A 21,886-nucleotide genomic window follows, 5' to 3' on the forward strand; every position below is an offset into this window, starting at 1 on the left:
CGATGCGCTTCGTCACCTTCACGAGCGACGGCGCGGAGCGGGCGGGTATCCTGCTGGGCGACGCCAGCGGGCCGGACGACATGGTCGTCGACCTCGCCCATCCCGCCTTGCGGTCTGCGCTTAACGGCTGCCCGCCGCAGGTCCTCGACCTGATCCGCTCCGGATTGGCCGGCGCCGCAGCACGCCTGCGCGATCACGCCATCCCGGAGGCGGCGCAGCTGCCGCTGCGATCGGTGCGCCTGCGCGCCCCGATGCCCAAGCCCGGCCGGATCTTCGGGATCGCCCACAACTACGTCGACGCGCTGGCCGAGCGGGGCACGCCCCATCCGGCCGAGCCGTTCCTGTTCATGAAGGAGCCGTGGACGGTGATCGGCCCGGGCGAGCCCGTGGTGCCGCCGCCGGGCATCGGCGGCTGCACCTACGAAGCGGAGATCGCCGCGGTGATCGGCAGCCGCGCCGAGCATGTCGCTGCGCAAGACGCGCTGGCCCATGTCTGCGCCTACGGCGTGTTCAATGACGTCAGCGCCAGCGAGCTGATCCGCCGCGACGGCTTCGGCCCAGGCAAGAACATCGCGACCTTCGGCCCGTTCGGCCCCTATCTCGCGACCAGCGACGAGGTCCCCGACCCGCAGGCGCTGCGGATCGGCCTGTCGATCGACGGGGTGAGCCTGCAGGACTCCACCACGGCCCGAATGCTGTTCTCGGTGGCCGACCTCGTCGCCCACCTGTCGCGGCAGACGGTGCTGGAACCGGGCGACGTGATCGCCACCGGCACGCCGGCGGGGATCGCGGCCCTACGCCAACCGCCGGCCTGGATCCGGCCCGGCACGACGATGACCGCCTGGGTCGAGGGTCTGGGCAGCCTGATCAGCCCCATCGTCGAGGAAGGTCCATGACCGAGCGCCCCATGGTCCTGTTGACCAACCCGATCCATCCGGAGGCGGAGGCGATGCTGGCCGTCCAGGCCCGCCCCGTCACCGCGCCAGATCCCAGCCCCGAGACTCTGCGGGCGCTCATCGCCGAGGCGGAGGGGCTCATCGTGCGCGTCAAGCTGCCCGACGATATCCTGGACGGCGCGACGCGGCTGCGCGGCCTCGTCCGCCACGGCGTCGGCCTCGACATGATCCCCGTCGCGGCGGCGACCGCGCGGGGCATTCCGGTCGCCAACCTGCCCGGCAGCAACACCCAGGCCGTGGCCGAGTACGTGTTCGCGGCGCTGTTCCACCTACGCCGCCAGGTCTGGCGTCTCGACGGCGGCCTGCGCGCGCAGGGATGGGGCGCCGTGCGACCGATCGCCGACGGCCTCGCCGAGATCGGCGGCAGCACCCTCGGGATACTGGGCTTGGGCGAGATCGGCGGGCGCGTCGCGCGGATCGCCCATCACGGCTTCGGCCTGCGCGTGCTCGGCGCCTCCCGCAGCGGCGCGACGCTCGGCGGTCTCGTCCAGGCGGTCGACCTGGAGACCCTGTTCGCGCAGAGCGACGCGGTGGTGATCGCCTGCCCGCTCACCGAGGCGACGCGCGGCCTCGTCGACGCGGCGCTGATCGGCCGGATGCGCTCGGACGCCGTCCTCATCAACGTCGCCCGCGGGCCCGTCGTCGAGACGGCCGCGCTCGCCGCCGCCCTGCATTCCGGCGCGCTCGCCGGTGCGGCACTCGACGTGTTCGACGTGCAGCCGCTGCCCCCCGACGACCCGCTTCTCGCCTGCCCGAACCTGCTGCTGACCCCGCACGTGGCCGGCATCACGCAGACCAGCTCGCGCGCGATGAGCGTCGGCGCCGTCGAGGAGATGCTGCGCATCCTGCGCGGCGAGCGACCGCGCAACCTCGTGAACCCCGAAATCCTGCCCGAGACCCTGTCCGCCTGAGGCAAGCCCATGCGCATCACCCGTATCCAGTCCGTCCCGATCTCGTTCCGGGTCCCCGAGGGTCAGAACGTCCGCCTCGGCATCGGCCGCGCGGTCAAGCGCGACGCCGTGCTCGTGAAGGTCGAGACCGACGAAGGCCTCATCGGCTGGGGCGAGGCCCATCACGGGCGCTGCCCGGGCGCCATCGCCAAGCTCATCGACACCACCCTGTCCGAGCTCGTCCTCGGCATGGATCCCCTCGACGTCAACGGCGTCTGGGCCCGGGTCTACCGGATGCAGCTCGCCAGCCACGGCATGGGCGCGGCCGCCGCGATGGCGTTGTCAGGCCTCGACATCGCCCTGTGGGACATCCGCGGCAAGGCGTCCGGATGGCCGATCTACCGGCTGCTCGGGGGTGGCCCCCGCGCGGTGCCGGCCTATGCAGGCGGCATCTCGCTCGGCTGGCAGGAGCCGGCCTCGCTCGCCGACGAGGCGCGCGCCCACGTCGCCGCCGGCTACCGGGCGGTGAAACTGCGCGTCGGCGACAGCCCCCGGCGCGACATCGCCCGAGTCGAGGCGGTGCGCGAGGCCCTGGGCGCCGACGTCGAGATCCTGGTCGACGCCAACACCGGCTACACGGTCGACGACGTCCGCCGGGTGATGCCGGCGTTCGAGGCGGCGGGGGTCGCGTGGCTGGAGGAGCCGTTCCCGCCGCATGACGCCTACAGCTACGGCGAGGCCGCGCGGCTCGGCACCGTGCCGCTCGCCGCCGGCGAGAATCACTTCACCCGCTACGAGTTCGTGCAGGCGCTGCAGGCCGGCTATCTCGGCTTCGTCCAGCCCGACCTGTCGAAGACCGGCGGCATCACCGAGACGATGCGGATCGCCGCCCTCGCCTCCGCGTGGAAGATCTCGGTCAACCCGCACACCTCGGCCACCGGCATCAACATGGTGGCGACGCTCCACCTGCTCGCGGCCGTCGACAACCCCGGCTACTTCGAGGGGGACGTGGCCCGGCACAACCCCTTCCGCGACGACGTGGTCGGTCTGCCCTACCGGCTCGACGCCGAGGGCAAGGTGTGCCCGCCGGACGGTCCGGGCCTCGGCGTCGAGGTCGACGAGCGCTTCCTCGCCGCCAATCCGCTGATCGACGGCCCCTGCTACGTCTGATCTCCTTTGACAGATCGCGCGGCCCCGCGACGCTCGGGGGCTTCGCACGAGCAAGAATTAAAAAAAGCTAGGTCGACCGGAGGGACGCGTGCTTCACTCGATCCAACAGCACAGGGAGCGCTACGCTGGCGTCCTGATCGCGGTGATCGGCCTGGGCGCCATCGCGGAATCGGCCACCTACGGCCTCGGCACGATGGCGGCGATCGGGCCAGGGGCTTTCCCGCTGGCCATGGGCGTCATCCTCCTGGCCTGCGGCCTCGGCATCGGGCTGTCGGAGGCTCCGGCCGCCGACGCGCACGACCACGACCGCGTCGACCTCAGCCGACCCGAATGGCGCGGTTGGGCCTGCATCATCGGCGGGATGCTCGCCTTCCTGCTGCTCGCCCGGACCGCCGGCCTGTTCCCGGCGACGTTCGCCTGCGTGTTCCTGTCGGCGATGGGCGACCGCACCTCGACGGTGCGCGGGGCCTCCCTCCTCGCGACCCTGATCGCGGCGTTCGGCTGCGCCCTGTTCTACTACGGCCTGCACATCCAGCTGCCGCCGTTCGCCTGGGGGCAGTCATGATCGGCACGGCGCTCACCGACCTCGCCCACGGCTTCGAGGTCGCCCTCCAGCCGACCAATTTCTTGGCCTGCTTCGCCGGGGTCCTGCTCGGCAACATCGTCGGCGTGCTGCCCGGGATGGGCGTGATGGCGGCGATCTCGATCCTGCTGCCGCTCACCTTCGCCATGCCGCCGGTGGCCGCGATCCTGATGCTGTCGGGCATCTTCTACGGGGCGCAGTACGGGGGCGCGATCTGCTCGATCCTGCTCAACCTGCCCTGCCATCCGCCGCACGCGGTGACCTGCCTCGACGGCTATCCCCTGACCCAGCAGGGCAAGGGCGGCACGGCGCTGGGCATCACCATGCTGGGCGGCTTCTGCGGCGCCTCGTTCGGCATCGTGATGATGATCTTCTTCGCCCCCCTCCTCGTGCGGGCGGCGCTGAAGTTCGGGCCCGCCGACGTGTGCTCGCTGATGCTGCTCGGGCTGCTCGCCGGCTCGACGCTGGCCCGCGGCTCGGCGCTGAAGGGCATCGCCATGACGACGCTCGGCCTCCTGCTCGGCATCTTCGGCACCGACGTCACGTCGGGCTACGAGCGCTTCACCTTCGGCCTGCCCGAACTCGCCGACGGGGTCGAGATCGTCGCCCTCGCGCTCGGGCTGTTCGGCATCGCGGAGTTCCTCAAGAGCGTGAACAAGGTCGAGCCGCTGCGCGGTGCCGCGGGCGTGCGCCTGCGCGACATGCGCCCGAGCAAGGCGGACCTGAAGCGCTCCGCCCTGCCGATCCTGCGCGGCACGCTGATCGGCAGCCTGTGCTCGCTCATCCCCGGCACCGGCCCGACCATCGCCTCGTTCGTCGCCTACGCAGCCGAGAAGAAGATCTCGCGCACGCCTGAGCGCTTCGGGCGGGGCGCGATCGAGGGCGTGGCCGCGCCCGAGACCGCGACGCACTCCTCGGTCCAGGGCGACTTCATCCCGACCATGAGCCTCGGCATCCCGGGCGATGCGGTGATGGCGCTGCTGCTCGCCGCCCTGACCATCCAGGGCATCACGCCCGGCCCGCTCTTGATCTCGCAGCACCCGGACATCTTCTGGGGCCTGATCGCGAGCTTCTGGGTCGGAAACATCCTCCTGATGGGGCTCAACGTCCCGCTGATCGGCGTCTGGGTGAAGCTGCTGACGATCCCCTACCGCTACCTCTATCCCAGCGCGCTGTTCTTCGTGTGCATCGGCGTCTACTCGACCAGCAGCAGCCTGTTCCAGGTCGGCGAGACGCTGGTGATCGGGATCTTTGGGTATCTCCTGCTGATCCTCGGCTTCCACCCGGCCCCGATCCTGCTGGGCTTCGTGCTCGGGCCGCGCTTTGAGGAGAACTTCAGGCGCGCCATGCTGCTCTCGCAGGGCGACCTGACGGTGTTCGTCGAGCGCCCGATCAGCGCCGCCTTCCTCGCCGTCTGCGCGATCCTGATCCTCGGACAGCTCTATCTGCGCTGGCGACGCCGGGGGGGATTGATACCTGACGGCCCCGTCGTGATGGAGGGATAGGCTCGCGCCGAGCACGATCCTTTCCGCCGAGACCAGGCGGCCGAACTTTGGCGAGAGGTCCAACCGGGGCAGGCATGCTTCTTGGAACGCGCCGCGTGATTCAGGGTGCGCGCGGGGAGCGCCGTTCGCCTCAGCGCGGCGAACCTTCGCGATACGCTCGAATCGTTCCGAGGACGCGGAAGCGGGGGCTTTCGCATCCCCTTACACCCACGCGTGGGGAGCTCCGTGGCTGCATCTGACCTCCATCCCGATCTCCTCGTCTTCGACGGCCTCGTCCTCACCTCCGGCGGTCGCCGGGAGCTCGAGCTCATGCGAGCCGGTGGGCTGACGGGGGCTAACTTCACCTGCTCGGTGTGGGAGGGGTTTCGCCCGACCATGGAGCGCGTCGCGCGCTGGAAGATATCGCTGGCCGCCAACGCCGACCTCGTGCGCCCGGTGCTCACCGCCGCCGATCTGCGCGCCGCCAAGCGGGAGGGCCGGATCGGCGTGGTCCTGGGCTGGCAGAATGCCTCGGCGATCGAGGACCAGATCCCGTTCATCCAGCTCTTCCACGACGTCGGCGTGCGCGTCGTGCAGCTGACCTACAACACGCAGAACCTCATCGGCTGCGGCTGCTACGAGGCGCGCGACTCCGGCCTCACCGGCTTCGGCCACGAGGTCGTGGCGGAGCTGAACCGCGTGCGCATGCTGATCGACCTGTCGCATGTCGGGCCCAAGACCTCCGAGGAGGCCATCGCCGCCTCACGCCTGCCGGTCTGCTACTCCCACGTGGCCGCGCGGGCCTTGAAGGATCATCCGCGCAACAAGTCGGACGACCAGCTCCGCGCCCTCGCCGAGAAGGGCGGGTTCGTCGGCGTGACCTTCTTCACCACGTTCCTGGCGCGCGGCATGGACGCGACCCTCGACGACTTTCTCGACGTCGTCGAGCACATCATCGGCGTCGTGGGCGAGGAGGGCGTCGGCTTCGGCACCGACGCCCGGCAGCGCTACGAGGCATGGTCGATCTACTGGGAAGACTACACCGAGGCCGACCCGCCTTACTGGACGCACGACAAGGGTTACGCCCGCCAGCTCACGACCTTCGCCCCGCAGCGCCGGCCCGCGGCCTTTGTCGATTACGCAAGCTACGGCGCGCTGACCGTCGCCATGGAAGCGCGCGGCTGGCCGGAGTCTCGCATCCGGCGCGTCATGGGCGAGAACTGGGTTCGCTTCCTCGGCGATGTCTGGGGCGCGTAGCCTCACGGAGCGGTCGAAGGGTTCGAGGATGATGGCGATCGTCGGCTTCCGTCTCGCATCACCGTATCGCCGGCCCTGGCGGCGGGTGCTCGCCGCGGCGCTGATCGCCCTGCTCGCCAGCCTGCCCGGCGCGGCGCGGGCCGAGAAGACCGAGATCGCCATCGCCAAACAATTCTCGATCGCGTTCCTGCCGCTCATCGTCATGGAGCGCGACCGCCTGATCGAGAAGCACGCCCGCGAGGCGGGCCTGCCAGAGGTCAAGGTCAACTGGCTCACCTTCAGCGGGCCGGACACGATGATCTCCTCACTCTTGTCCGGAAGCGCGGACGTGGCGGCGGCCGGCATCCCGGGGGCGCTCATCGTCTGGGCGCGCACGCGCGGTTCGCGTCAGGCGGTGAAGGGCATCGCGGCGATCGGCGCGGTGCCGCTCTATCTCGTGACCCGCAACCCGGCGATCGCCTCCGTGCGGGATTTCAAGGACACCGATCGGATCGCCACCCCGGGCGGCAAGGGCACGATCAACGCCGTCCTGCTGCAGATGGCGGTCGCGCAGACCCTGGGCGAGGCGAGCGTCCCCCGGTTCGATCCCCTGCTGTTCTCGATGGGCCAGCCCGATGCCACCACGGCTATGCTGGCGGGCGTCGATACCGTGAAGAGCGTCGTCAGCACGCCGCCTTTCCAGGATCAGCTGCTCGCCGCGCCCGGGATGCGCCGGCTGTTCAGCTCGTTTGCCGTGATGGGCGGGCCGCACAGCTACGCCAACGTCCTGGCGACGACCCGCTTCCACGACGAGAACCCGAAGCTGTTCGGCGCGATCGTGGCGGCCCTGAAGGAGGCTGAGGCGGCGATCACGGCCGACCCGCGCGGTGCGATCGCGGGCTGGATCGCCGCCACCGGATCGAAGTTGCCGATCACCGTCGCCGCGCGCGTCCTGGACGAGCCCGGGACCAACTGGAGCCTCACCCCGCAGAACGTGATGACGTTCGCCGACTTCATGGCGCGCACCGGCATGATCGCGAGCGCGCCCGCGTCGTGGCGCGATCTCTACTTCCCGGAAGCCGTGTCCGATCGGCCCGGCGGCTGAGGGTTCGATACTCGCCGCGAACGAGGCGAAGGTGCGCGCGGCCTTCTGGGGCGGCCTCACCCTCCGGTCGAGACTTCGCCGCGTCATCGCCGCTGGGTCCGTATCTGAGCGAGCGGCCGCGCCCGCGCTCAGGATGCGAAGCGGCCGACGGCGTAGGGGGCCGGATCGATCGGGGCGGCGCGCCGTGCCAACAGCGCGGCGACCAGGCGCCCGCTCGGCGGACCGGCGGTCATGCCGTAGTGGCCGTGGCCGAACGCCAGGTGCAGGCCCGGCTGCTGCGGGACCGGACCGAGCACGGGCAGCGTGTCTGGGAGCGAGGGCCGGAACCCGAGCCACAGCTGCGGCTCCCCGTGGGTGAGGCCGGGGAAGAGCGCGCGCGCGTGCTCGGCCAGGATCCGGGCGCGGGTCTCGTCCGGCGGGGCGTCGAGCCCCGCGAACTCGACCGTTCCGGCCGCGCGCAGGCCCCCTTCCATCGGCGTCACCCCGAAACCGCGCGACTTGTAGCTGATCGTGTAGCGCGGCTCGATCGACGGCGCGGGCAGCATGGCGTGATAGCCGCGCTCGGTCTCGAGCGGCACGCGCACGCCGAGCGGATCGAGCAGCGCCTTCGACCACGCGCCGCCGGCGACCACGACATCGGCGCCAACGCGGTTTGCGACGTTGGTCCAGACCGTGAAGCCGCCGCCCTCACGCGGGATGAGCTTCAGGGCCCGCTCGGCCACGATCGTGCCGCCCTCGCCGCGCAGACGCTCGGCCAGGGCCCCGACGAGCCGGGCGGGGCTGATCGTGTAGCCGTTGCCGGGCACGAGGAGCGCGCGCCGCACGGCGCGGGAGATGCCGGGCACCATCTGCTGCAGGTCGTCGGCCCCGAGCACCTGCGCCTCGATGCCGTGCCGCTCGCGGATCTGCCGCTCGACGCGCGCGCCCGCGCCCTCGCCCTCGCCGTCCCAAACCTGGATCTGGCCGGTGCGCCGGACGAGCTCGCCGAACGCCTGCGCTCCGATCAGGTCCTGCCAGCAGGCGAACGCGTCCTTGTGCAGGGCGCGCAGCGCGTCCGAGATCGCCAGGACGCGCTCGATCCGCCCCTCCTTGATCCAGCGCATCAGCCAGGGCAGCGCGGTGGGCAGGTAGGAGGGGTGGACGACGAGGGGCCCCTTCTTGTCCCGGAGCCAGCCGGGCACCTGGCGCAGCATGCCGGGCATCGCGATCGGCGAGGCCGTGTCGGCGCTGATCATGCCGGCGTTGCCGTAGGAGGCGCCGCCGCCCGGCGGCAGCGGATCGATCACGGTGACATCCCGACCGGCGCGCCGGAGGTAGAGCGCGGTCGACAGTCCGACCACGCCCGCGCCGAGGACGATCGCGGTGTTCTCATCGCTCATGCGGCGTCTCCGGCGGCCGAGGATAGGCGGTGGTTCGACCGTGATCGGTCGGACGGATGGCGTCCGGACTCCGCCCCGGCGATCGCGCACCGCGCGCGGCGCCCGCGCGGTGCGGCCGGGATCGTGGGAGCGGGGCGAGAGCCAGGCATGGGGTCATGTGGCCCGGCGCCGGCGCAGGAGCGCGTCGGCGGCCAGGATCACGCCCGTGACACCGATCAGGAACGCGCTGACCGCCGCCACCGTCGGCTCGACCTGCATGTGCAGGCTGTTCCAGATGCGCACCGGCAGGGTTTGCGTGGCCGCGTTGGTGAGGAAGAGCGAGATGACGAGCTCGTCGAAGGAGGTCAGGAACGCGAACAGGGCGGCCGAGGCGAGGCCGGGTGCGGCGAGCGGCACGACGACGGTGCGCAGCGTCCGCGCGCGACTCGCGCCTAGGCTGAGGGCCGCCTGCTCCAGGCGCAGATCGACGGATTGCAGCGCGGACAACAGGATCAGCAGGACGACCGGGAAGGCGATCACCGCGTGGCACAGACCGACCCAGACCACGCTCCCGACCAGCCCGAGGCGCGCGGACGCGTAGTACATGGCGATCGCCGTGACGACGGTCGGCGAGACGATCGGTAGGAGCGCGACGGCCAGGATCAGCCTCTTGGCCGGGAACGCGCCGCGCACGAGCGCGTAGGCGGCCAGGAACCCGACTCCGGTGGCGACGACGCACGCCACGCCGCCGATCGTGAGGCTCGACCACAGCGCGGCGCGCCAGGCCGGATCGCCGAGGAAGGCCGCAAACCAGCGCAGCGACAGGGAGGTGGGCGGGAAGCGCAGGAGGGTGCCACCGCTGAAACCCAGCACCACCACGATGGCGATCGGCAGAATCAAGAGCAGGCAGCCGCATCCGACGAACAGCGGCAGCGCGGCGCGCACGCTTCAGGCCCCCATCATGCGGCGCAGATCCGTCACGCGGGCGTAGACCGCGAAGAGGATCAGGGTCGCTGTGAGCAAGACCACCGACATCACAGCTGCGCTCGGCCAGTCGATCAGGATCTCGACCGCCCGCTCGATCAGCATCGCGACGGTGACGTCGCCGGGGCCGCCCATCAGCGCGGGCGTGATGAAGAAGCCGAGCGCCAGGATGAGGACGATGAGCGAGCCCGACACGACCCCCGGGACCGACAGCGGGAAGTACACGCGCCGGAACAGGTAGAGCGGGCTCGCCCCGAGGGCGCGCCCGGCCCGCAGCAGGCTCGGGTCGATCGCCTTCATAGTCGCGTAGAGGGTGAGCACCATGTAGGGCAGCAGCACGTAGGCCATGCCGACCACGATCGCGAAGGTGTTGTAGAGGAGCGCCAGGGGCGCCCCGATGAGCCCCGACGCGCCCAGGAGCTCGTTGATGAGCCCGCTGCGGCCTAGCACCACGGTCAGCGCGTAGGTCCGCACGATCACGCTGGTGAAGTACGGCACGATCACGCAGAACACGACGAGCGCGGCGCGCCAGCCGCGGCGATTGGCCAGGTAGAACGCGATCGGGTAGCCGATCACCAAGGTCGCCAACGTGACGAGGATCGAGACCCAGAACGTCGTGAGCGCGGCGATCTGCATCGAGCGCGCGGTCAGCACGTCGACGAAGAGGTCAGGCACCTCGGCGGGCGCCGTCTCGACGAACAGGGTCCGCGCCAGGAACCAGGCGAGCGGCCCGAGGAACAAAAGCGCGAGCAGGCCGAGCGCGGGCAGGAGCAGGAGCCACGTCCGGTCCCGGCCCATCAGGCCGCGTCCGGTGGCAGGATCACCGTGTCGGCGGGCGACCACGCGAGGGCGACGCGCGCGCCGGGCTCCGGGTGGTGATGGGCGGCTACGTTCGGGGCGTCGGCGGTCACGAGCGTGCCGCTGCCCGTCTCGACGGCGTAGCGCACGACGCTGCCGAGGAAGGACGCGCGCCGCACCGTGCCGCTCAGGCGGTTGACACCGTCGCGCGGCGGATCGGCTAAAGGGTGCAGGGTCAGCTTCTCCGGGCGCACGAACAGCTGACCCTCAGCCTCCGCCGCGCGCGTCGACGCTTCGTCCGCGTGTAGCACCGTCCCGTCCCTGAGCTGAAACGCGACGCGGCCCGAGCCGGGCGTCACGATCCTGCCCGGCAGGAGGTTCGCCTCACCCAGGAAGCGGGCGGTGAAGGCGTTGACCGGGCGCTCGTAGACGGCGCGGGGCGCGCCGATCTGCTCGACGCGGCCACGGCTCATGATCGCCACGCGATCGGACAGGTTCATCGCCTCCTCCTGATCGTGGGTGACGTAGAGGACGGTCATGCCGAGCCGCCGCTGGATCTCCTTGATCTCGACCTGCAGGTCGTAGCGGAGGTTCTTGTCGAGGGCGCCGAGCGGCTCGTCCATGAGCACGACGGGCGGTTGGAACACGATCGCCCGGGCGATGGCCACGCGCTGCTGCTGCCCGCCCGAGAGCTGGCGCGCGTAGCGGTCGGACAGGTGCTTGAGCTGAACGAGGTCGAGCGCGGAAGCCACCCGCTCGCGCACGAGCGCCTTCGGCATCCCGCGGGCGCGAAGCGGGAACGCCACGTTCTCGAACACGTCCATGTGCGGGAAGATCGCGTAGTTCTGGAACACCATCCCGAAGCCCCGCCGCTCCGGGGGCACGGCCGCGAGGTCGACCCCCTCGACCAGGAGGCGCCCGGCGTCGATCGACGCGAACCCCGCGACCATCATCAGGGTCGTGGTCTTGCCCGAGCCGGAGGGGCCGAGCAGCGAGAAGAACTCGCCCGCCTGGATCCGGGTGTCGAAGCGGTCCACGACGGTCTCGGAGCCGTAGATCTTGGTCAGCCCCTGGAGCTCGAGCGCCTTGCCGGCCGGTGCCGAGATGGCGGCCGCCGCGCGCTCGTGCGGGCGGGCGAGGCCGACGGCGCTCGGCACGGTCACGCCCCGTCCGATCACAGCACCCAATTCGACCAAGCGCGGCTCACTTTGGTTCGGTTGGCCGACCACCAGTTGATGTCGTTTCTGAAGCCCTTCGACACGGTCCAGGGCGTGCCGGTCGCGGGATCGAGCAGGAGCTTCGAGGTGTGCGGGTAGACCTTGGTGTTGACCGGGATCGCCTTGTACTCGGCGAGCCAGCGCTTCTGCACGTCCTCGCTGATCGAGTAGTCGATGAACTTGAGCGCGGCCTCGGGCACTTTGGCCCCTTTCGGAATGGCGTAGGACTGCACCAGCACCTGGTTCTGGTTCCACTGGATGCCGAGCGGCGCACCGCCGTCGATGGAGGCCTGGGCCCGGGTATTCCAGAGCACGCCGAGCACGGCCTCCTTGTCGGCCATCATCTGAGCGGATAGCGCGCCGGTGTCCCAGAATTTGGGCACGCTGGGCTTGATCCGGCCCATGGATTTGAGGGCGCGCTCGATGTCGACGGGGTAGACCTTGTCCATCGCCACGCCGTCGGCGAGGAGCGCGATCTCGAGGTTGGGGGCGCCGGACTCGATCCCGGCCAGCGTGCGCGGCCCTGGGAACGCCTGCGTGTCCCAGAACTCGGACCAGGATTTCGGTTCGGAGCCGGGCTTGAACACGTCCGTCCGGTAGCACAGCACGAACGCGTACACGAACGAGCCGACTTGATAGGGGAGCTTCAGGCTTGGATCGATGTCCTCGAGCTTCGTGTAGCGAAACGCGCCGTAGTCGATCGGGACGAGCGCGCCCGCCTCCTCGAGCATGAGGTTGGCGTCGTTGCCGGTGTCGATGCAGTCGATCTCGACCTGTCCGGCCTTGTACATGGCGAGCAGTTTGCCCACCGTGCTCGGGACCGGTACGATCTCGATGCCGGTCTCCTTCAGGAACGGCTCGTAGACGGTCCGGCGCTTGATCTCGTCGAAGGAGCCGCCGGGGGTGCGAACGCGCAGTTGCGTGGCGGCCCGGGCGGGGTTCGTGATCACGGCCGGCATGGCGAGCAAGGCCGCACTACCCACCATGAGGTCGCGCCGCGTCGGGGTCGTGGACAGCTTCGGCACCGCGCGCTCCCATCACCTCGGAGCGGAGTGTAGACGCAGGAAATACTGTCGGGCTAGCGGAAATCACGGGCATTACTGATCGCATTTGCGACGTCCCGCACACGCAGCGGGCTGCCGGGGTGGCCCGCGATCGAGCCCTGCACTTGCATAGGTCTGTCTGAGGCCGGACCGTGGTCGCGCCGGCGGTCGAAGGAAGCGTCCATGATCAAGAGCGAGCCGTACTGGTGGCAAGCGGCACCTCTGGCTGCCTCGGATCCCACGCCCGTGCGCGGCACTGCCGACGTGGTCATCGTCGGCGCGGGCTATACAGGGCTGTCCGCGGCGCTGACGCTGGCCCGGGCCGGCCGCAGCGTTCAGGTCTTCGACCGGCAGAAGCCCGGTGAGGGCGCCTCGTCCCGCAACGGCGGCATCACGAGCGGCAACCTGCGACCCTCGCTCGCCGCGTTGACGAAGCAGTTCGGCGCCGAGCGGGCGGCTGCCCTCGTGGCCGAGTCCAAGGCGGCGCGCGAGGACCTGTACCAGTTCATCGCCGAGGAGGGCATCGACTGCGACTTCAAGCTCGTCGGCCGCTTCGCCGGTGCGTCCCGTGCCGCAGACTACGAGCGCCTGGCGCGGGAGGCCGATCACCTGCGCAGCGCGTTCGGCATCGAGGCTTACCCGGTCGGGCGCGGCGAGCAGCAAAGCTACATCGGCTCGACGTTCTACCACGGCGGCAACGTCCGCATGGACATCGGCGGCCTTCATCCGGCGAAGCTGCACGCCGCGATGCTCCGCCTCGCCCGGGACGCGGGCGCCCTCGTGCACGGCGAGACCGCCGTTCTCGGCATCCGGGACGAGGCCGGCGGCTACGAGGTTCTGACCGCGCGGGGGGCGGTCCGCGCCAGCCACGTGATCGTCGGCACCAACGGCTACACGGATCGGTTCGACCGGTGGCTGCGCAGCCGCCTCGTACCCGTGCGCAGCCGCATCATCGCGACCGTACCGCTCTCGGCCAATCTCATGGGTGAATTGATGCCGAGCCGCATGATGTACTCGGAGACGCGCAAGCTCCATTACTACTACCGGCCCTCCCCGGACGGGACGCGCATCCTATTCGGCGGCCGCGATGGAACGATCGCCGGCGACGCGGAGTGGCCCACTGCGAGCCTGCGCCGCGCCCTTGCAGATATCTTCCCTCAGCTCGCTGGTGTCACGATCGAACACAGCTGGTACGGCAACGTCGCCATGAACCGCGACATGGTCCCCCGCATCTTCGCGCGATCTGGCCGGCGCTACGCCGCGGGCTACTGCGGATCGGGCGTGGTTTGGGCGCGATGGGCCGGCCGGAAGGCGGCGCTTCAGGTGTTGAGCGATCAGGCTGGAGGCTCGGCCCTCGACTTCCGCCCGCCGCGGTGGGTCCCGCTTATTTCTGGCAAGGCGTGGTTCATGCCGGCCGTGTTCGGCTGGTTGCGCTTCCGGGATTGGTTAGCCACTCGGGAATGAGAACATCCCAGGGCAAAAGTTGCCTCGTCAGCCTCCCGCGATGTCCGCCTCTCGGCGACCGGCGCAACTGTTCGAACGGCGGGAACGGACGGAAGCCGAACGTCCGCTCCTGCGCGTGATGACGATCCGGCATGGCGTAGTCTGGCCGAAAGCGGAATGACCGCTTCGGAAAAGGCAGATCGGAGAAGCGGACAACCTCCTATCGACCCGACGCGGTCACAGGACATGATCGGCGCGGCTCACCAAAAACGCGCATCGAGCAACAGTTGGGAGATACTTTTCGTCGTCAAGAAGCAAACGGCGTGGGTATTTCAGACCAGTCCGTTGAAGATGTCGGGGCACCCAAGGCCGAGACCGGTTGCGAATGCCGAAGATCAACCTGTAGCGAGGAGTCGGAGCGGAACAGGGTTTTCAGGAAGGCCGAAACCGCCCTGATGCGGGGCGAGAATTGCAGGTCGGTGTGGACGTTGAGCCAGAGATCTCGGGTTGTCGACAAGTCATCGTGCAGTACGGGGACCAAGAGGTCGCGACTGGTAACCGCGAAGCTTGGGAGGAGGACGATGCCGAGCCCTCCGGCGGCCGCCTGCTTCTGCGCGATCATGCTCGTCGAATGGAACACGGTACGCCGATCCGCAATGATCTCGTCGAGCCACCGAACGCAATCGACCTGCACGAGGTCCTCGACGTAGGTGACAAAGGCGTGGCGCTCCAGATCCTGGATGGATTGGGGCGTTCCCGCCCGGTCGAGGTAGCCCGGCGAGGCGTACAGCCCGAGCCGGAAGCGGCCGATCCGCTCGGAGACGAGCCCTTGTCCCGGAGGCTTAAAAAAGCTGAGGAAAAGGTCGGCCTCCCGGCGGTTCACGTAGACTGTCTGAGACGAGGTCAGCAGCTCGACGGTGAGGTGGGGGTGCGTCTCGTGCAGGCACACGAACCGCTCAGCGAGGTAGAGGGAGGCGATTCCTTCCATCGTCGCAAGCCGGACGCGGCCCCCGGCCTGCCCCGATCCGGGGGTGACCTCCTCCTCCATAGCGATGATGGCGCTCTCCACCCGCTCCGCATGGCGCAGCAAGCGCTGGCCCGCCTCGCTTAGGCGCAGGCCGGAGGGTACACGCTCGAACAGGGAGACGCCCAGGGCAGCTTCCAGATGGGCGAGTCGTCGGCTGACGGTCGATTGATCGACCCGCAGCCTCTTGGCCGCACCCGCAAGGCTGCCCCCACGGGCGGCATGGACGAAGACCTTCAGGTCATCCCAGTCGAGCTGATCGAGGGCACGCATCGCCTCGCGCGCCGCAAGAGGCGCGCCACGTCGGCGGCTCGGGATCTGTGCAAGGGCGCTTGCGGAATTGGCCGCTTCAAGCCGCGGACGAGGCGCCTAAGCTCGGCTTAGAAAGGGTAACCTATGCATCCCCGTTTCAAGGCAGCAGCCATCCATGCCGCACCGGTCTTCCTCGACGCCACGGCGACTACGGACAAGGCGGTCTCGCTCATCCACGAAGCGGCCAGGGCCGGCGCGGCCCTCGTCGCCTTCCCGGAAACCTTCATCCCGGCCTTTCCAGTCTGGGCCGCCCTGGCTGCGCCGATCGACAATCACGACCTGTTCACCCGCATGGCCGACCAGTCGGTCCTCGTCGACGGGCCGGAAGTCGCCCGCATCCGCGAGACCGCGAAGGCGGCGGGGGTCATCGTCTCCATCGGTTTCAGCGAGCGTTCGCCCGTGAGTGTCGGCTGCCTGTGGAACAGCAACCTGCTGATCGGCGAGGGCGGCGACATCCTCAACCACCACCGCAAGCTCGTACCGACCTTCTACGAGAAGCTTGTCTGGGCGGCAGGCGATGGAGCCGGGCTGCGGGTGGTCGAGACCGCGATCGGACGCATCGGCCAACTCATCTGCGGCGAGAACACCAATCCGCTGGCCCGCTTCAGCCTGATGGCGCAGGGCGAGCAGTTCCACATCTCGTCCTGGCCGCCGGTTTGGCCGACGCGGCGCCCAGCGGGCGGAGGCAATTACGACAACCTCGCCGCGAACCGACTCCGGGCGGGCGCCCATTGCTTCGAGGCCAAGGTCTTCGGCCTTGTCACCGCGAGTGTGCTCGACCGGGCGGCGTTCGACACCATCGCCGCCTGCGATCCCCGGGCCGCCGAGGTGCTGGAAGCAACCCCGCGCGCGGCCTCGTTCTTCCTCGATCCCACCGGTGCCCAGATCGGCGAAGCCCTTCGGGACGAGGGGATCCTCTACGCGGAGATCGACCTCGCAGCCTGCATCGAGCCGAAGCAGTTCCACGACGTGGTCGGCTACTACAACCGCTTCGACGTGTTCGACCTCACGGTGAACCGCCGCCGCCTCGCCCCCGCGGCCTTTCGCGATCCCGGCTCGGCCCCGCCGCCCACGACCGTGTCCGCGCCCGTTCCCGGCGACGGCGCGTGACTTGCTGAGCTTTACCTCGACCCCTGCCTAAGCGGAGATGTGCCCTGATGTTCGACCGTCGTAAGCTGCTCCTCGGGGGCGCCGCCGGGCTGATGCTGCCGGGTTTGGCCCGGGCGCAGGCGCCCGCCGCGATCGGCACCTTCCCGGAGGGCGTCAGCGCCGACTCCGTCTTCGTCGGCCTCAACATGCCCCTGACAGGCGTCTTCTCAGGTGATGGCAACGACCTCAAGCTCGGCTATGAACTCGCCATCGCGCAGATCAACGGGGGTGGCGAGATCCCGGCTGCCTGGGGCCTGAAGGGCAAGGGCGTCCTTGGACGCCAGATTCGCTACAAGGTCGCCGACACGGAGGGGAAGCCCAACGTCGCGGTGCAGGCGGCGACCCAGTTCATTCAGCGTGACAAGGCGATTCAGTTCTCGGGCTCCGTGAGCAGTTCCGAGGCCATCGCCCTGGAGGAACTCGCGAGCCGCGACAAGGTCCTCTACATGGTCGGCATTGCCGGTTCGAACGACGTCACCGGCAAGAACTGCCAGCGCTACGGCTTCCGCTCGCAGCAGAACGCCTTCATGGCCGCCAAGGCGCTGGCCCCGGTGGTGGCAAAGGCACTCGGTCCCAAGCGCAAGATGGCCTTCCTGGTGCCGGACTACACCTACGGCCAGACGGTCTACGAATCTTTTGCCAAGTTCGCCAAAGAGGCGGGCTGGACACAGGTTCTGAAGGAGACCGTGCCGCTGGGCACCGCGGATTACAGCTCGGCGCTCCTCAACATCGCTAATAGCGGTGCCGACGTCTTCGTGAACATCTGCTTCGGCGCCGATGCGGTCGCCTCAACCAAGCAGGCCGAGCAGTTCGGCGTCCTGTCGAGCATGAAGCTCGTCGTGCCGAACCTGTCCTCCTTCCAGGACAAGGAACTGGGCGCCGAACTGATGCAAGGCGTCTATGGCTCCTGCGATTTTTGGTGGACGCTGGAGGATCGCTACCCCCTCGCCAAGACCTTCGTGGCGAGCTTCCTCGACAAGAACAAATATCATCCGCGCTGGGGCGCCCACATTGCCTACATGCAGACCTATCTCTGGGCGCTTACGGTCGAGCGGGTCGGCGGGTTCAACCCGGTTGACATGATCAAAGCGATGGAGGCCTCGAAGAGCCAGCCCTATGACTCGACCATCGGCCGCGTCTATTACCGTGCCGAGGACCACCAGATGGTCCGACCGATCCCGATCCTGAAAGGCAAGGCGCCCGCCGCGATGAAGGGGCCGGAGGATTTCTACGAGATCGTGGACATGGTCGAGGGGGAGAGCGTGATGAACCCGACCGACCTGTTCGGTTGCAAGCTCGGCCCCTACACCTGAGGGACCGGCCATGCCCAGCACGGCGGTTCTCCTCTCTCAGGCCTTCAACGGCCTTGCCCTCGGGAGCCTTCTGGCGCTCGTGTCCAGCGGGCTCACCATCATCCTGGGCACCCTGGGGGTGCTCAACTTCGCCCACGGCGCGCTGTTCGCCGTGGGGGCCTACACCGCCTTCGTGATGATGTCAGCGACGCATTCCTTCCTGCTCGCCCTGCTCGGCGGCTGCGCCATCATGCTGGTTGTCGGCTTCGCCATGGAGCGCCTGGTGATCCGCCATTTCTACGCGAGGCCAGACGAGGACCAGATCCTCGTCACCTACGGCATTGGCATCGTCCTCGTGGAGGCATTGCGCGCGTGGTTCGGGGGGAACAGCCAGCGGGTGCCGGTGCCCTCGTGGGGCGTGGGGGCGACCAAGCTCGGCTTCCTCGTCTACCCGACCTACCGACTCCAACTGATCGGCATCGTCGCGGCGCTCCTCCTCGGCCTCTACCTCGTCCTCTACCGGACGGCGATCGGCCTCGTGGTGCGGGCGGGCATCGAGAATGCCGGCATGGTCGGCATCCTCGGCATCGACGTGCGCCGCACCTTCCTCCTCGTCTTCGGCATCGGCGTCGTCGCGGTAGGGCTCGCCGGGATGCTCTACGCCCCCGTCGTCTCGGTGACGCCTGACATGGGCGCCAGCTTCATGGTGCAATCCTTCGTGGTCATCGTGCTGGGCGGGCTCGGCTCGTTCCCCGGTGCGGTGGTGGGAGGGCTGATCGCAGGCGAGGTCATCAGCCTGACGAGCGCCTTCAGCTCCGCCTATTCGGAGGTGATGCTCTACGGCCTGATGGCTCTGGTGCTGGTGGCGCGCCCGCAAGGGCTGTTCGGCACGGAGGGCCGCGTCTGATGCCCCCTGCTCTCCGCCGCATCCTCCCCGAACTGGCGCTCGCCGCCTTCCTATTGGTCGCCCCTCTCCTGCTGCCGCCGCTGGGCTTCTCGCACGACCTGCTGTCGCGGGCGCTCAATTGGGCGCTGTTCGGCCTCGGGCTCGACATCCTGTTCGGTCTCACGGGCCTCCTCTCCTTCGGCCAGGCCGCCTTCTACGGGACGGGCGGGTTCGTCACCGCCACCCTCCTCGTCTCCGGGACGGTGGGAAGCGTCTGGCTCGCCCTCCTGGCCGGGACGCTGGCGGCGGGGCTGTTCGGCCTACTCGTCGGGTGGCTCGCCGTCCGGCGCATCGGCATCTACTTCGCCATGATCACCCTGGCCTTCGGCCAGATGGCGTATTTTATCGAAAACTCCCCGCTCTCGGGCTGGACCGGCGGCGAGAACGGCATCGCCGGCGTGCCCCTTCCGACAATCGGCTTCGGGGCGGACGCGGTGCGGATCACCGCCGGGCTGCCGATGTACACGCTCCTTGCGGCCACCTTCCTTGTCGGCTTCGTCCTGGCCCGCCGCATCGCGAAATCTCCTGTGGGGCTGATTCTGCGGGCGGTGAAGGAGAACACCGCCCGCGTGGCGATGCTCGGCCACGACGTCCCGGCCTACAAGCTCGCCGCCTTCACCATCGCCGCGCTCTATGCGGGGCTCGCCGGGGCGATGCTCGGGCCGTTCCAGAGCTATATGCCGCCGGACGCTTTCGCCCTGGAGACCTCGGGGCAACTCGTGGTGCAGACCATCGTCGGCGGCGTCGGCACCTTGGTCGGGCCACTGGTCGGCGCGGCCCTCTGGCTGTGGCTGCGCGACAACCTCCAGCTCATCCCTGGCCTCGGTCCGCTGTGGAAGCTCGTCCTTGGGCTCGCCTTCATCGGCCTCGTGATCGGCCTCCGTCGGGGCATCTGCGGGGAGATCCTGCATCTCTGGAACCGCCGCCGGGAGGCCCATCGCCTCCGCGCGGAGCTGGCCCGAACGGAGGCCATCGAGGTGAGCGGCGGGGCACCGGCCCGCGCCATCCCGGCTGAGATCGCCCTGCCGATGCCGCGCCCGGCGGTGGACGGACGCAGCGCGCGCGGGGAGATCGCCCTTGAGGCGCGCGGGCTCGCCCGGCACTACGGTGGCCTGAAGGCGGTCGATGGCGTGAGCTTCACCGTGCGCCGGGGTTCGATCCATGCGGTGATCGGGCCGAATGGGGCGGGCAAGAGCACCCTGTTCAAGATGCTCTCCGACGAGGTGAGCCCGAGCGCGGGCGAGGTGCTGCTGTTCGGCGAGCGTCTGACCGGGGGCGGCGTAAGCCGGGCGGCCCAGCGGGGTATCGCCAAGAGTAACCAGCTCAACCAGCTCTTCCTGAACCTCACGGTGCAGGACAACCTGCGGGTAGCGGCGCTGGCGCGGGCGCGGGGCGGCTTCCGTCTGGATCTTCTCGCCCCCGCCGACGGACGCCCCGAGATGGAGGCGCAGGTCGCGACCCTGATGGACCTTCTCGATCTCAGCGAGCGAGCCGGCACCCCGGCGAGCGTCCTGGCCTATGGTGAGAAGCGACGGCTGGAGATCGGCATGGCGCTCGCCACCAGCCCGAACGTGCTGCTCCTCGACGAACCCTTGGCCGGCATGAGCCTGTCGGAGCGGGCGGCGACCTGCGCCCTGATCCGACGCATCGCGAAGGCTTGCACGGTCGTCGTGGTGGAGCACGACCTCGACGCTATCTTCGACCTCGCCGAGCGGATCACCGTGCTGTGCGAGGGCCGCCTCCTTGCCGACGGCCCAACCGATTCCGTGCGCCGGGACGCAGCCGTCCAGCGCGCCTATCTCGGTGCCGGGCCAGCGGAAGCTGGTGCCACGCTGGGGAGCGCCGCATGAGCCTGCTCGAAGTCGAGGGCATCGACACCCTCTACGGCGATTCCCACGTCCTGTTCGGTGTCTCCCTGCGAGTGGAACAGAACGAGGTCGTGGCCCTGCTCGGCCGCAACGGTGCGGGCAAGACCACGACGCTGCGCACCCTCATGGGCGTGCTCAGCCCTAGGACGGGCACGATCCGCCTCGACGGTCAGCCGATCCACGGGCTCCCGCCCTCGAAGATCGCCCGCGTCGGCATGCAGCTCGTGCCGGAGGAGCGCGCCGTGTTCGGCGGCCTGACCGTGGAGGAGAACCTCCGGGTCGCGTGCCTAAGCGCCCCTAAGGCGTGGCCCCTCAGCCGGATCTGGGAGATCTTCCCCCGGCTCAAGGAGCGACGCACCTCGCGGGGGCGCACCCTCTCGGGGGGCGAGCAGCAGATGCTCTCGATCGCCCGCGCCCTGGTCCGCGACCCGCGCATCCTCCTCCTCGACGAACCCTTTGAGGGGCTGGCGCCACTGATCGTTCAGGATCTAGTCGTGTTGACGAAGCGTCTGGCCGCGGAAGGGCGCACGATCGTCGTGGTCGAGCAGAACGTCGCAGCGGTACTGAGCTTCGCCGATCGGGTCTACGGCTTCAACAACGGCCACGTCGTCTACGAGGGGCAGGCTTCAGCTCTCCGAACGGATCCCGCTCCAATGAGGGACTTCATGGGCTTGGCGCTGTGAGCGAGACCACGGACACTGTCTTGATGCCGCTGCTTATATCAAGAGGTCACCACCTTGAATCGGTTAACCTGAGGATGTTTGATCGCGCGATTTGATGTCGGTTCTTGCTGCATTTTGCCCGAAAAAAGACCGGCGGCAATCCATGCATCCGAGACGTTCGGACACGCGATGCGTTGCGGCAGATGCTGGCCGAAAGCGCTCTGGCGGTGTTCGGTTGCGCGAGGTGCTAAACCGGACATCACAGCGTTCTCGCTGCCGGCTGCCGGCTGCCGGCTGCCGACGGACACGTTTTTTCGACGTTTGAATTTCCGACGTGGTTTTCCGACAGCCTCGGCGGGCGCAACA

The 21,886-nt window shown here is 69.2% G+C and carries 20 protein-coding genes; 13 read left to right on the plus strand and 7 right to left on the minus strand.

Annotation, left to right across the window (positions count from 1 at the left end):
• Positions 1–2: 2 nt before the first annotated feature.
• The 7 genes from MKK84_RS06405 to MKK84_RS06435 all read left to right on the plus strand — a co-directional run bounded on the left by MKK84_RS06405 (position 3) and on the right by MKK84_RS06435 (position 7,424).
• A complete protein-coding gene (locus MKK84_RS06405; RefSeq protein ID WP_243917738.1) occupies positions 3–896 on the plus strand; it encodes a fumarylacetoacetate hydrolase family protein in 894 nt (297 codons plus the stop codon).
• Positions 893–1,867, plus strand: coding sequence for an NAD(P)-dependent oxidoreductase (locus MKK84_RS06410; RefSeq protein WP_243917740.1), 975 nt, complete (start codon positions 893–895; stop codon positions 1,865–1,867). Before MKK84_RS06405 ends, MKK84_RS06410 begins: the two co-directional genes overlap by 4 nt.
• Before the next feature lie 9 nt (positions 1,868–1,876).
• Complete coding sequence (locus MKK84_RS06415) at positions 1,877–3,016, plus strand: mandelate racemase/muconate lactonizing enzyme family protein (protein WP_243917742.1); 1,140 nt, start codon at positions 1,877–1,879, stop codon at positions 3,014–3,016.
• Positions 3,017–3,104: 88 nt separating this feature from the next.
• Positions 3,105–3,581, plus strand: a complete 477-nt coding sequence (locus MKK84_RS06420; protein WP_243917744.1) for a tripartite tricarboxylate transporter TctB family protein — start codon at positions 3,105–3,107, stop codon at positions 3,579–3,581.
• A complete protein-coding gene (locus tag MKK84_RS06425) occupies positions 3,578–5,104 on the plus strand; it encodes a tripartite tricarboxylate transporter permease (RefSeq protein ID WP_243917747.1) in 1,527 nt (508 codons plus the stop codon). Before MKK84_RS06420 ends, MKK84_RS06425 begins: the two co-directional genes overlap by 4 nt.
• 225 nt (positions 5,105–5,329) lie before the next feature.
• Positions 5,330–6,340 carry a dipeptidase gene (locus MKK84_RS06430; RefSeq protein WP_243917749.1) on the plus strand — a complete coding sequence of 337 codons (1,011 nt, stop codon included), beginning with the start codon at positions 5,330–5,332 and terminating at the stop codon, positions 6,338–6,340.
• Between the two features lie 28 nt (positions 6,341–6,368).
• Positions 6,369–7,424: an ABC transporter substrate-binding protein gene (locus MKK84_RS06435; RefSeq protein ID WP_243917752.1), complete on the plus strand. Its 1,056-nt coding sequence runs from the start codon at positions 6,369–6,371 to the stop codon at positions 7,422–7,424.
• 128 nt (positions 7,425–7,552) lie between these two features.
• Here MKK84_RS06435 and MKK84_RS06440 read toward each other — a convergent pair whose 3' ends face one another.
• The 5 genes from MKK84_RS06440 to MKK84_RS06460 form a co-directional block, all read right to left on the minus strand.
• Positions 7,553–8,803 (minus strand): NAD(P)/FAD-dependent oxidoreductase, encoded by a 1,251-nt coding sequence (locus MKK84_RS06440; protein WP_243917754.1) that lies wholly within the window; start codon positions 8,801–8,803, stop codon positions 7,553–7,555.
• Positions 8,804–8,956: 153 nt separating this feature from the next.
• A complete protein-coding gene (locus tag MKK84_RS06445; protein ID WP_243917756.1) occupies positions 8,957–9,727 on the minus strand; it encodes an ABC transporter permease in 771 nt (256 codons plus the stop codon).
• A 3-nt stretch (positions 9,728–9,730) separates the two neighbouring features.
• Complete coding sequence (locus MKK84_RS06450) at positions 9,731–10,564, minus strand: ABC transporter permease (RefSeq protein ID WP_243917758.1); 834 nt, start codon at positions 10,562–10,564, stop codon at positions 9,731–9,733.
• Positions 10,564–11,727 (minus strand): ABC transporter ATP-binding protein, encoded by a 1,164-nt coding sequence (locus tag MKK84_RS06455; RefSeq protein WP_243917760.1) that lies wholly within the window; start codon positions 11,725–11,727, stop codon positions 10,564–10,566. Before MKK84_RS06455 ends, MKK84_RS06450 begins: the two co-directional genes overlap by 1 nt.
• An 11-nt stretch (positions 11,728–11,738) precedes the next feature.
• Positions 11,739–12,806 carry an ABC transporter substrate-binding protein gene (locus MKK84_RS06460; protein WP_243917762.1) on the minus strand — a complete coding sequence of 356 codons (1,068 nt, stop codon included), beginning with the start codon at positions 12,804–12,806 and terminating at the stop codon, positions 11,739–11,741.
• A gap of 201 nt (positions 12,807–13,007) precedes the next feature.
• Between MKK84_RS06460 and MKK84_RS06465 the strand changes: the two genes are divergently transcribed.
• Complete coding sequence (locus tag MKK84_RS06465) at positions 13,008–14,288, plus strand: NAD(P)/FAD-dependent oxidoreductase (protein WP_243917764.1); 1,281 nt, start codon at positions 13,008–13,010, stop codon at positions 14,286–14,288.
• A gap of 286 nt (positions 14,289–14,574) precedes the next feature.
• Here the strand turns inward: MKK84_RS06465 and MKK84_RS06470 are convergent, their stop codons facing one another.
• The gene (locus tag MKK84_RS06470) at positions 14,575–15,564 is read right to left on the minus strand and encodes a LysR family transcriptional regulator (protein ID WP_243917766.1); all 990 of its coding nucleotides are present in this window, start codon (positions 15,562–15,564) and stop codon (positions 14,575–14,577) included.
• A gap of 123 nt (positions 15,565–15,687) precedes the next feature.
• On the opposite strand from MKK84_RS06470, the gene MKK84_RS06475 reads away from it, so the two are divergent.
• The 5 genes from MKK84_RS06475 to MKK84_RS06495 are packed head-to-tail and all read left to right on the plus strand — an operon-like array spanning position 15,688 to position 21,541.
• The gene (locus MKK84_RS06475) at positions 15,688–16,713 is read left to right on the plus strand and encodes a carbon-nitrogen hydrolase family protein (RefSeq protein ID WP_243917768.1); all 1,026 of its coding nucleotides are present in this window, start codon (positions 15,688–15,690) and stop codon (positions 16,711–16,713) included.
• A 44-nt stretch (positions 16,714–16,757) separates the two neighbouring features.
• On the plus strand, positions 16,758–18,065 hold the full coding sequence (locus MKK84_RS06480) for a substrate-binding protein (RefSeq protein WP_409566457.1): 1,308 nt from the start codon (positions 16,758–16,760) through the stop codon (positions 18,063–18,065).
• 10 nt (positions 18,066–18,075) lie between these two features.
• Complete coding sequence (locus MKK84_RS06485) at positions 18,076–18,951, plus strand: branched-chain amino acid ABC transporter permease (RefSeq protein ID WP_243917772.1); 876 nt, start codon at positions 18,076–18,078, stop codon at positions 18,949–18,951.
• Positions 18,951–20,840, plus strand: coding sequence for an ABC transporter permease subunit (locus tag MKK84_RS06490; protein WP_243917774.1), 1,890 nt, complete (start codon positions 18,951–18,953; stop codon positions 20,838–20,840). Before MKK84_RS06485 ends, MKK84_RS06490 begins: the two co-directional genes overlap by 1 nt.
• Positions 20,837–21,541, plus strand: a complete 705-nt coding sequence (locus MKK84_RS06495; RefSeq protein WP_243917776.1) for an ABC transporter ATP-binding protein — start codon at positions 20,837–20,839, stop codon at positions 21,539–21,541. Before MKK84_RS06490 ends, MKK84_RS06495 begins: the two co-directional genes overlap by 4 nt.
• Before the next feature lie 38 nt (positions 21,542–21,579).
• Here the strand turns inward: MKK84_RS06495 and MKK84_RS06500 are convergent, their stop codons facing one another.
• The gene (locus tag MKK84_RS06500) at positions 21,580–21,828 is read right to left on the minus strand and encodes a hypothetical protein (RefSeq protein WP_243917778.1); all 249 of its coding nucleotides are present in this window, start codon (positions 21,826–21,828) and stop codon (positions 21,580–21,582) included.
• Positions 21,829–21,886 lie beyond the last annotated feature (58 nt).

The sequence above is a fragment of the Methylobacterium sp. E-065 genome (assembly GCF_022829605.1).
Lineage (GTDB): Bacteria > Pseudomonadota > Alphaproteobacteria > Rhizobiales > Beijerinckiaceae > Methylobacterium.

What these genes read in the sequence shown, in the direction of transcription:
- MKK84_RS06410 (WP_243917740.1), top strand. Translation starts at nt 893, where the DNA reads ATGACCGAGCGCCCCATGGTCCTGTTGACCAACCCGATCCATCCGGAG.
- MKK84_RS06495 (WP_243917776.1), top strand. Translation starts at nt 20,837, where the DNA reads ATGAGCCTGCTCGAAGTCGAGGGCATCGACACCCTCTACGGCGATTCC.
- MKK84_RS06475 (WP_243917768.1), top strand. Translation starts at nt 15,688, where the DNA reads ATGCATCCCCGTTTCAAGGCAGCAGCCATCCATGCCGCACCGGTCTTC.
- MKK84_RS06440 (WP_243917754.1), bottom strand. Translation starts at nt 8,803, where the DNA reads ATGAGCGATGAGAACACCGCGATCGTCCTCGGCGCGGGCGTGGTCGGA.
- MKK84_RS06465 (WP_243917764.1), top strand. Translation starts at nt 13,008, where the DNA reads ATGATCAAGAGCGAGCCGTACTGGTGGCAAGCGGCACCTCTGGCTGCC.
- MKK84_RS06415 (WP_243917742.1), top strand. Translation starts at nt 1,877, where the DNA reads ATGCGCATCACCCGTATCCAGTCCGTCCCGATCTCGTTCCGGGTCCCC.
- MKK84_RS06405 (WP_243917738.1), top strand. Translation starts at nt 3, where the DNA reads ATGCGCTTCGTCACCTTCACGAGCGACGGCGCGGAGCGGGCGGGTATC.
- MKK84_RS06425 (WP_243917747.1), top strand. Translation starts at nt 3,578, where the DNA reads ATGATCGGCACGGCGCTCACCGACCTCGCCCACGGCTTCGAGGTCGCC.
- MKK84_RS06485 (WP_243917772.1), top strand. Translation starts at nt 18,076, where the DNA reads ATGCCCAGCACGGCGGTTCTCCTCTCTCAGGCCTTCAACGGCCTTGCC.
- MKK84_RS06470 (WP_243917766.1), bottom strand. Translation starts at nt 15,564, where the DNA reads ATGCGTGCCCTCGATCAGCTCGACTGGGATGACCTGAAGGTCTTCGTC.
- MKK84_RS06490 (WP_243917774.1), top strand. Translation starts at nt 18,951, where the DNA reads ATGCCCCCTGCTCTCCGCCGCATCCTCCCCGAACTGGCGCTCGCCGCC.
- MKK84_RS06435 (WP_243917752.1), top strand. Translation starts at nt 6,369, where the DNA reads ATGATGGCGATCGTCGGCTTCCGTCTCGCATCACCGTATCGCCGGCCC.
- MKK84_RS06450 (WP_243917758.1), bottom strand. Translation starts at nt 10,564, where the DNA reads ATGGGCCGGGACCGGACGTGGCTCCTGCTCCTGCCCGCGCTCGGCCTG.